A 1,113-nucleotide genomic window follows, 5' to 3' on the forward strand; every position below is an offset into this window, starting at 1 on the left:
CCGCCTGCTCCGCCAAGGAGCCGGAAACCGCGCCCAGCGGCATGACCCTTACGGTAAATCTGCGCGACGTTCACCGCTGTTCGCGCATTTCGCCTGAAATAACGGTGCTCCAGGCGCCCAACGGTACGGATTATTTCGACGTGCGCCTGGTAGAATACACCGGCGACGCCCAGGAGCTTTTCCTTGGCGGCGGCCAGTGGGATAACGACAGTTCCGGCATCATACCCGAAGGCGGCCTGACCCGCCACTATCGTGGCCCCTGCCCGCCCGCCGGACAGGCCAGGGACTTCGCCTTTGTGGTTGCAGCCATGAAGAGAAACAACGCGCAGCCGCTGTCTGTGCGCCTGCACCGGTTTACGCAGGAGTAGACGCCGGGCGGTGAAAACCGCCTTGTACCGTGAAAAGCACAATGAAAAGCATGATAAAACCGCCACCGGGACCCCGGTGGCGGTTTTTGCTTTCGAAACGCTGCTCCGTTGCGGGCTTGCCGCCGTATGCGAGCAGCTCAGGCCATATTCTGCTCCAGAGCAATTCCGCTTTGAAATTGCTCTGGCGACTGCGTGAGCAAGCGCAATGTATTTGCGCTGTTAAGCGCAGAAGCGAACATGCCGTAAACTTTGAGAATGGACATTCTCAAAGTTTATCTGCCCTAGACAGACAGGCCCATCTTTATGGCCGCCTGCAGGCCGCCGGTGGAATTGACCACATCGGTGATGCCGTGCCGGGCCAGCACAAGCAGGCCGTCATATGCGCGCAGGCCCGTATTGCAGATGATGGCGACGGGGCGGTCTTTGGGAACCTCGTTGACGCGGGCAGCCACTTCTTCAAGCGGTATGGCGTGCCAGTCGGGGTGTTTTTCCTGCACGGCGCGTCCGGCGGCAGCGGGGCGCGCGTCAATGAAGAACACATTGTTTTTTTCGCGGTTTTTCCACATATCCATGAACTGGTCGGCGGTAACCGGGGTAAAGCGCCCGGCCAGCACGTTGTCGGCCACGTTGCCCACCACGTTGACCACATCCATTGCCGAGGCAAAGGGCGGGGCGTAGGCCACCTCAAGGTTGGAAATATCTTCCACCCTGGGCTGCGAATATTGCAGCGCGGCGGCCACGGCGT

2 protein-coding genes are annotated in these 1,113 nt (G+C 60.2%); one reads left to right on the forward strand and one right to left on the reverse strand.

Going from position 1 to position 1,113, the window contains the following annotated elements; all coding sequences use genetic code 11:
- Window positions 1-368 (forward strand): MbtF (locus V6C07_RS04590; protein WP_333535189.1); only part of this gene is annotated, 368 nt, incomplete at its 5' end.
- A 281-nt stretch (window positions 369-649) separates the two neighbouring features.
- Here the strand turns inward: V6C07_RS04590 and V6C07_RS04595 are convergent.
- Window positions 650-1,113 (reverse strand): rhodanese-like domain-containing protein (locus V6C07_RS04595; RefSeq protein WP_333535190.1); only part of this gene is annotated, 464 nt, incomplete at its 5' end.

This window comes from Desulfovibrio sp. 1214_IL3152, from assembly GCF_036763055.1.
GTDB lineage: Bacteria > Desulfobacterota > Desulfovibrionia > Desulfovibrionales > Desulfovibrionaceae > Desulfovibrio.